The organism is Phenylobacterium sp. SCN 70-31, from assembly GCF_001724605.1.
Classification (GTDB): Bacteria; Pseudomonadota; Alphaproteobacteria; order Caulobacterales; family Caulobacteraceae; genus Phenylobacterium.
In genome coordinates, this window is sequence record NZ_MEEX01000036.1 from 35,412 (window position 1) to 42,318 (window position 6,907).

Annotated in this window: 9 protein-coding genes; 1 reads left to right on the top strand and 8 read right to left on the bottom strand. The window is 70.6% G+C overall.

Features of this window, described 5'->3' with window-relative positions; translation table 11 throughout:
- Positions 1-75 precede the first annotated feature (75 nt).
- Positions 76-405 (top strand): thioredoxin, encoded by a 330-nt coding sequence (gene trxA, locus ABS78_RS20705; RefSeq protein ID WP_293383950.1) that lies wholly within the window; start codon positions 76-78, stop codon positions 403-405.
- A gap of 170 nt (positions 406-575) precedes the next feature.
- On the opposite strand, the gene ABS78_RS20710 is transcribed toward trxA, so the two are convergent.
- The 8 genes from ABS78_RS20710 to ABS78_RS20745 are packed head-to-tail and all read right to left on the bottom strand — an operon-like array spanning position 576 to position 6,593.
- Positions 576-779, bottom strand: coding sequence for a hypothetical protein (locus tag ABS78_RS20710; RefSeq protein WP_293383953.1), 204 nt, complete (start codon positions 777-779; stop codon positions 576-578).
- 7 nt (positions 780-786) lie between these two features.
- Positions 787-2,145 carry a folylpolyglutamate synthase/dihydrofolate synthase family protein gene (locus ABS78_RS20715; RefSeq protein WP_293383956.1) on the bottom strand — a complete coding sequence of 453 codons (1,359 nt, stop codon included), beginning with the start codon at positions 2,143-2,145 and terminating at the stop codon, positions 787-789.
- Positions 2,120-3,034: an acetyl-CoA carboxylase, carboxyltransferase subunit beta gene (accD, locus tag ABS78_RS20720; protein ID WP_293383959.1), complete on the bottom strand. Its 915-nt coding sequence runs from the start codon at positions 3,032-3,034 to the stop codon at positions 2,120-2,122. The genes ABS78_RS20715 and accD overlap by 26 nt, the downstream gene beginning before the upstream one ends.
- A gap of 15 nt (positions 3,035-3,049) precedes the next feature.
- Positions 3,050-3,895, bottom strand: coding sequence for a tryptophan synthase subunit alpha (gene trpA / locus ABS78_RS20725; protein ID WP_293383962.1), 846 nt, complete (start codon positions 3,893-3,895; stop codon positions 3,050-3,052).
- The gene (gene trpB, locus ABS78_RS20730) at positions 3,892-5,121 is read right to left on the bottom strand and encodes a tryptophan synthase subunit beta (RefSeq protein WP_293383965.1); all 1,230 of its coding nucleotides are present in this window, start codon (positions 5,119-5,121) and stop codon (positions 3,892-3,894) included. Before trpB ends, trpA begins: the two co-directional genes overlap by 4 nt.
- A gap of 18 nt (positions 5,122-5,139) precedes the next feature.
- Entirely contained in the window at positions 5,140-5,784 is a 645-nt protein-coding gene (locus ABS78_RS20735; RefSeq protein ID WP_293383968.1) for a phosphoribosylanthranilate isomerase, read from the bottom strand.
- A gap of 59 nt (positions 5,785-5,843) precedes the next feature.
- Entirely contained in the window at positions 5,844-6,257 is a 414-nt protein-coding gene (mscL, locus tag ABS78_RS20740) for a large-conductance mechanosensitive channel protein MscL (RefSeq protein WP_293383970.1), read from the bottom strand.
- Positions 6,258-6,302: 45 nt separating this feature from the next.
- The gene (locus ABS78_RS20745) at positions 6,303-6,593 is read right to left on the bottom strand and encodes an integration host factor subunit beta (protein WP_293383973.1); all 291 of its coding nucleotides are present in this window, start codon (positions 6,591-6,593) and stop codon (positions 6,303-6,305) included.
- Positions 6,594-6,907: the final 314 nt, after the last annotated feature.

Genomic DNA, 6,907 nt, shown 5'->3' on the forward strand with positions numbered 1-6,907 from the left:
CATCCCGATGCGAATTGGGGCGAACCAACCGGCGCCGCCGGACGTTGCCGTGAAGCCCTCGATAGGAGTCATTCCATGAGCACCGTGAAGGTCACCGACGACACCTTCCAGTCCGACGTCCTGGAGTCCGCGACGCCGGTCCTCGTCGATTTCTGGGCCGAGTGGTGCGGCCCCTGCAAGCAGATCGCCCCCGCCCTGGAGCAGCTCTCGGACGAGCTGGCCGGCAAGGTGACGATCGCCAAGCTCGACATCGAGCAGAGCCCGACCACGCCGTCGCGCTACGGCGTGCGCGGCATCCCGACCATGATGCTGTTCAAGGGCGGACAGATGGCCTCGATGAAGGTCGGCGCCATGCCCAAGCAGAAGATCCTGGAATGGCTGACCGAGGCCGGCGTCGCCGCGTAGTTCCTCCCGATCGGGAGGGCGTGCCCGCCTTACGCCCCCTCCGTCAGCTTCGCTGCCACCTCCCCCGAAGTATTCTCTTCGGGGGAGGAGCTTGGCGCGTCCCGCTCCTCCCCCGCGTAGCGGGGGAGGTGGATCGGCCTGGAGGGCCGAGACGGAGGGGCGCTCTCCCATCAAGAAGAGGGAGGGCCCCGGCGGCGGCGCACGACCCAGTTCACGATCCGGCTGGCGATGAGCCAGCCGGCGAGCCAGCCGAACATGACATACGGCCCTCGCCCATAGAAATGGATCAGGACGGCCAGCACCACGAGCGCGACCGCCAGGGTCGCGAGCCACGGCATTGGCAGCGCCAGGCGCCAGGTGCGTCTTCCGAACATCAGCCCCTCATGTAGGCCACGTCTCGCGGCTCATGGCCAGGACCTCGCCCGCGAAATGCAGGCCGCCGCAGACCAGGACGTGAGGCGCCGGACCGTCGCTCTCCAGGGCGCGCGCGACGGCGTCCTGGACGTTGGCCGCGGTCTCGGCGTCGAGGCCCACGGCGGCCGCGGCGGCGGCGAGATCCTCGGCCGGCGCGGCGATGGGCGAGTCGAAGCCCGTGCAGATCACCCGCGGCCGCATCTCGGCGAAGGGGCGGAAGAAGCCCTCGGCGTCCTTGCGCGCGAACATGCCCGCGACCAGCACCAGCGATCGCGGATCGCGATCGACGATCCGGCTCGCGGCCTCGGCCAGCGCGCGGCCGGCGTGCGGGTTGTGGCCGCCGTCCAGCCACAGGTCCGAGCCGCGCGCGCGGGCGAGGTCGGCCAGCGGGCCGGTGGTCAGCCGCTGCATCCGCGCCGGCCAGACCGCCGAGGACACGCCGCGCCCGACCACCTCGTCGGGGAGCGCATGGTCGAACGTCAGGGCCGCGGCCGCGGCGACGCCGGCGTTGGCGAACTGGTAGCCGCCGAACAGGCTGGGCGGGGGCAGGTCGAGGAGGCGGTCCGGCATCTGCACCAGCAGGCGGCCCCGCTCTTCCCAGGCGTCGAAGTCGCGGCCCATCAGCAGCATGGGGGCCATGCGGTCGTCGGCCTCGCGTTCGATCATCTCCAGCGCCTCGTCGGGCTGGCGGGCGACGACGACGGGCCGGCCGCGCTTGATGATCCCGGCCTTCTCCCAGGCGATCTTGGGCAGGCCCGGCCCGAGCATCTCGAGGTGGTCGTAGTCCACCGGCGTGATGACGCTGACCGCCGGGGCGTCGAAGACGTTGGTGGCGTCGAAGCGGCCGCCCAGGCCCACCTCGACGATGCAGAGGTCGGCCGGCGTCTCGGCGAAGGCCAGGAAGGCCAGGACGGTGGTGATCTCGAAGAAGCTGATCGGCTGGCCGTCGTTGGCGGCCTCGACCCGGTCGGTGAGGTCGTTCAGCTCGTCGTCGGTGATGAGCCGCCCCGCCAGCCGGATGCGCTCCGCGAACCGCACGAGGTGGGGAGAGGTCAGGGCGTGGACCCGCAGGCCGGCCGCCTCGCCGATGGCGCGGAGATAGGCGACGGTCGAGCCCTTGCCGTTGGTGCCGGCCACGTGGATCACCGGCGGCAGCTTCAGGTCGGGGCGGCCCAGCGCCGCCAGCAGCCGCTCGACCCGGCCGGTGCTGAGGTCGATCAGCGTGGGATGGTTGGCGCGCAGCCGCTGGATCACCGCATCCGAGGCGCGGATGGGATCGTGGCCGGGATCGGCGGCGGCGTCAGGCGGCGGGGGGAAGGCGCTCACGCCCCATCATAAGGGTCTTGAGGATCGAACCCAGCTTTTCCGGCAGTTCGGCGCGGGTCACCACCTGGTCCACCATGCCGTGCTCGACCAGGAACTCGGAGCGCTGGAACGTCGGCGGCAGCACCTCGCGGATCGTCTGCTCGATCACGCGGCGGCCCGAGAAGCCGATGGTGGCGTTGGGTTCGGCCAGGTGGACGTCGCCCAGCATGGCGTACGACGCCGTCACCCCGCCGGTGGTGGGATCGGTCATCACCACGACATAGGGCAGGCCGGCCGACTTCACCTCGTTCAGCGCCAGGGTGGTGCGGGCCATCTGCATCAGGCTGAGCGTGCCCTCCTGCATCCGCGCGCCGCCCGAGGCGGTGAAGATCACCAGCGGCACGCCGCGCGCCACGGCCTCCTGCGCGGCCTTCACGAAGGTCTCGCCGGCCGCCATGCCCAGCGAGCCGCCCATGAAGGCGAAGTCCTGGACGATCACCACGGCCGGCTGACCGTGGATCTGGCCGAAGGCGACGGCCATCGAGTCCTGCTCGCCGGTGGCCTTGCGCGCGGCCTTCAGTCGATCGGGATACGGCTTGTCGTCCGGGAACTTCAGGGGGTCCTCGGGCATGATCGGGGTGGAGATCCGCTCGAACTTGCCGTCGTCGAACGTGTAGAGCAGGCGCAGCCTGGCCCCGATACGCATATGATTGCCCGAGGGGGTGACCCACAGCGCCGCCTCGAGGTCGGGCCGGTACAGCATCTCGCCCGTGTCCGGGCACTTCACCCAGAGGTTCTCGGGCGTGTCGCGCTTGCCGGGATTGCGGACGCCGGGGGCGATACGGGACAGCCAGCCCCGCTTCTTCTCGGCCGGCGGCCGTGCGGACTTGTCGTTCTTCTGGTCAGCCATCGCCTTCGAAACTGTTCAGGCCGGAATCCGGCGCGCGGCGCGGACAGCCTTAGCCAGTGACTCGGCCTTTGTAAGCACGCGCCGAGTCACGTCTTCGTTGGGGGTCACGTCTTCGCCGGCGTCGACGCCGGCGGCCACCTCGTCCACCAGGGCCGAGCCCACGACCACGGCGTCGGCCACGCGGGCCACGGCGGCGGCGCGTTCGGGCGTCTTGATGCCGAAGCCCACGGCGACGGGCAGGCCGGAGGCCTTGCGTACGCGCTCGACGTGCGGCGCCACGGCCGCCGCGTCGGCCTCCTTCACACCGGTCACCCCGGCGACCGAGACGTAGTAGACGAAGCCCGAGGTCCGAGAGACCACCACGGGCAGGCGCTTGTCGTCCGAGGTCGGCGTCGCCAGCCGGATCAGCGATACGTCGTGGGCGTCCAGGGCGTCGGCCAGGCTGTCGGCCTCCTCGGGCGGGCAGTCCACGACGATGACCCCATCGACGCCGGCGGCCGCGGCGTCGCGCGCGAACGCCTCGTAGCCCCACGTCACCAGCGGGTTGGTGTAGCCCATCAGGATGATCGGCGTGTCCTGGTCGTCCTGGCGAAACGCGGCGATGGCGGCCAGCGTCCCCTTCAGCGTCATGCCCTTGCGGAGCGCCCGCTGGGCGGCGCGCTGGATGGGCGGCCCCTCGGCCATCGGGTCCGAGAACGGGAAGCCAACCTCGATCAGGTCGGCCCCGGCGGCGGGCAGGCCCTTCAGGATCGCCAGCGCCGTCTCGGCGTCGGGATCGCCCGCCATCACGTAAGACACGAAGCCGGCGCGGCCTTCGGCCTTCAGGGCGGCGAAGCGGGCGTCGATGCGAGCCTTGGTCAAATCTGCATGCCCAGATGATTGGCCACGGTGGCGACGTCCTTGTCGCCCCGGCCAGACAGGTTCAGCACCACGACGCCGCCCTTGCCCACGTTCCTGGCGATGTCGCCGATGCGGGCGAGCGCGTGCGCGCTCTCGATGGCGGGCAGGATGCCCTCCAGCTCGGCGGTGAGCTTGAAGGCGTCGAGGGATTCGAGGTCGGTGGCGGTGAGGTACGTCGCCCGGCCCACGTCGTGGAGCCAGGAATGCTCGGGCCCGATCCCCGGATAGTCGAGGCCGGCCGAGATGGAGTGCGCCTCCTCGATCTGGCCCTCGGCGTCCTGGAGCAGATAGGTCATGTTGCCGTGCAGGACGCCCGGCCGCCCGCCGTTGATGGCGGCGGCGTGCCGGCCGGTCTCCATCCCCTCGCCCGCCGCCTCGACGCCGATCAGCCTGACGCCGTCGTCGTTCAGGAAGGGGTGGAAGATGCCGATGGCGTTCGAGCCGCCGCCCACGCAGGCGACCACGGCGTCGGGCAGCCGGCCCTCGGCCTCCAGCACCTGCTGGCGCGCCTCCTGGCCGATCACCGCCTGGAAGTCGCGGACCATCTCGGGATAGGGGTGCATGCCCGCGGCGGTGCCGATGAGGTAGTAGGTGTCGTGGACGTTGGTGACCCAGTCGCGCAGGGCCTCGTTCATGGCGTCCTTGAGCGTGGCCGAGCCGGCCGTCACCGCCTCGACCCGCGCGCCCAGCAGGTTCATGCGGAAGACGTTGGGCTTCTGCCGCTCGACGTCGACGGCGCCCATGTAGACCACGCAGGGCAGGCCGAAGCGGGCGCAGACGGTGGCGGTGGCCACGCCGTGCTGGCCGGCGCCGGTCTCGGCGATGATGCGCGTCTTGCCCATCCGCATGGCCAGCAGAATCTGGCCCATGCAGTTGTTGATCTTGTGCGAACCGGTGTGGTTCAGCTCCTCGCGCTTCAGATAGATCTTCGCCCCGCCGAAGTGCTCGGTCAGGCGGCTCGCGAAGTAGAGCGGGCTGGGCCGGCCCACGTAGTGCCGCATGTAGCCCGCCAGTTCGGCCTGGAACGCCGGGTCGGCCTTGGCCGCGCGATAGGCCGCGTCCAGCTCGTGGACCAGCGGCATCAGCGTCTCGGGCACGTAGCGCCCGCCGTAATCGCCGAAGCGCCCGTCGGCGTCGGGATAGGCGGTGTAGTCGTTGGGCCGGTCGGGTGAAGCGGGGGCGTTCATGGGGAAGCGGGTCTAATCTCAGGCGCGCCGGACAGCGTCCAGGAACGCCGTGATCAAGGCCGGGTCCTTTAAGCCGGGTCCCCGTTCCACGCCAGAGGAAACGTCCGCCAGCGGGGCGCCCGAGGCGGCCAGGGCCTCGCCCACGTTCCAGGGATTGAGCCCTCCCGCCAGGAACCAGGGCCTCTGGAAGCGGCGGCCCTGGAGCAGGGTCCAGTCGAAGGCGACGCCCAGGCCGCCGGGCCGGTCGGCGTCCTTCGGGGGCTTGGTCTCGAACATCAGATGCTCGACCACGGGCTCGTAGGCGCGGGCGGCGTCGATGTCGGCGGCTTCCGATACCGGGACCACCTTGACGATCCCGCGGCCGGAGCGGGCCGCGATCTCGCGCGCCCGGGCCGGGGTCTCCCTGCCGTGGAGCTGGATCAGGTCGGGCGAGAGGCCGGCCACGAGAGCGTCGAGATCGTCGTCGGACGGATCGACCACCACGGCCACGATCTTCACGCCGCGGGCGCGGGCCGGCGGCGCGAGCCGGGCCGCCGCCTCGGCGGCGATGTTGCGGGGGCTCCTGGGGAAGAACATGAAGCCCAGGTACGCGGCGCCGCCGTCGACGACGGCGCGCACGGCCTCGGGCGTGGAGACGCCGCAGATCTTGGCCTTGGCGGACATGGCCGGGGATTAGGCGACGCCCCGGCCCCCGCGCAAGGCTTGCGGGCCGGGCTTGCGCGCTATTTCGCCTTCAGCAGGTCGCGGATCTCGGTCAGCAGGACCTCCTGCGGCGGCGGCGCGGGCGCTTCTTCGGCCGGCGGCGCCGGCTGGCGGCGGATGGTGTTGACCACCTTCACCAGCATGAACACGGCCCAGGCCACGATCAGGAACTTGATGCCGGCGTTGATGAAGGCGCCGTACTGGATGGCCACCAGCTCGTTGATGTCCGCCGTGGCCGGGTCGTCGGGCTTGAGCACCCATTGCAGCCGCGAGAAATCGACGCCCGAGGTCAGGAGGCCGATCGGCGGCATGATCACCTGGTCGACCAGCACCTTGACGATGTCGTTGAACGCCGCGCCGATGATCACGCCGACGGCCAGGTCGATGACGTTGCCGCGCGCGATGAATTCGCGGAATTCCGAGAAGACGCCCATGAAACCCTCCTGGTCAGAGGGCCGGAATCGTCAGCCCTCGCCGTCCTAACCCTCGTCGTCGGCGTTCAGCCGCTCGCGCAGCTCCTTGCCGCTCTTGAAGAAGGGGACGTGTTTGGCCTGCACGTCAACCGGCTCGCCCGTCCGGGGGTTGCGGCCGGCGCGCGCATCGCGCGAGCGCACCGACAGGGCGCCGAAACCGCGCAGCTCGACCCGCCCGCCGCTCTCCAGCGCCTCGATCATGCGCTCCAGGACCACACCCACCACGCGCTCGATGTCGCGCTGGGTAAGATGCGGATTCTCTTCGGCAAGTTTCGCGATCAGTTCGGACTTGATCATGACGCCCCTCGAACCGGCGCGACCATGGGGGATGCCGGGACGCGGATCAAGGCGCAAAAAGGGTTTCCGGAGTTCTACGGCCAAGCTTCGTGCGGAAGCGGGGCGTCGCGGGCTTGCGGGACTGGGCGCGCGTTCGTGTTTTCCGTGGTTCGGATGGGTGGCGCCGGGGGCTTGTCGGTCTCTGAGTCAGTTTGGAACCACAGAAAACACGGAAGACACGGAAGGGGCCTGAGCCTCCGCGGGAGCGGAGGCTCGGTCATGGGACCGCGGAAAACGCGGAAGGGCGCGGAAAGCGCAGCTTCGCCTTCCGCGTC

Bases quoted from the DNA above. Each gene is read 5' to 3' on its own strand.
- ABS78_RS20735 (WP_293383968.1), bottom strand. From the start codon at position 5,784: ATGTCCGCCAAGGCCAAGATCTGCGGCGTCTCCACGCCCGAGGCCGTG.
- trxA (WP_293383950.1), top strand. From the start codon at position 76: ATGAGCACCGTGAAGGTCACCGACGACACCTTCCAGTCCGACGTCCTG.
- ABS78_RS20710 (WP_293383953.1), bottom strand. From the start codon at position 779: ATGTTCGGAAGACGCACCTGGCGCCTGGCGCTGCCAATGCCGTGGCTC.
- mscL (WP_293383970.1), bottom strand. From the start codon at position 6,257: ATGGGCGTCTTCTCGGAATTCCGCGAATTCATCGCGCGCGGCAACGTC.
- trpB (WP_293383965.1), bottom strand. From the start codon at position 5,121: ATGAACGCCCCCGCTTCACCCGACCGGCCCAACGACTACACCGCCTAT.
- accD (WP_293383959.1), bottom strand. From the start codon at position 3,034: ATGGCTGACCAGAAGAACGACAAGTCCGCACGGCCGCCGGCCGAGAAG.
- ABS78_RS20745 (WP_293383973.1), bottom strand. From the start codon at position 6,593: ATGATCAAGTCCGAACTGATCGCGAAACTTGCCGAAGAGAATCCGCAT.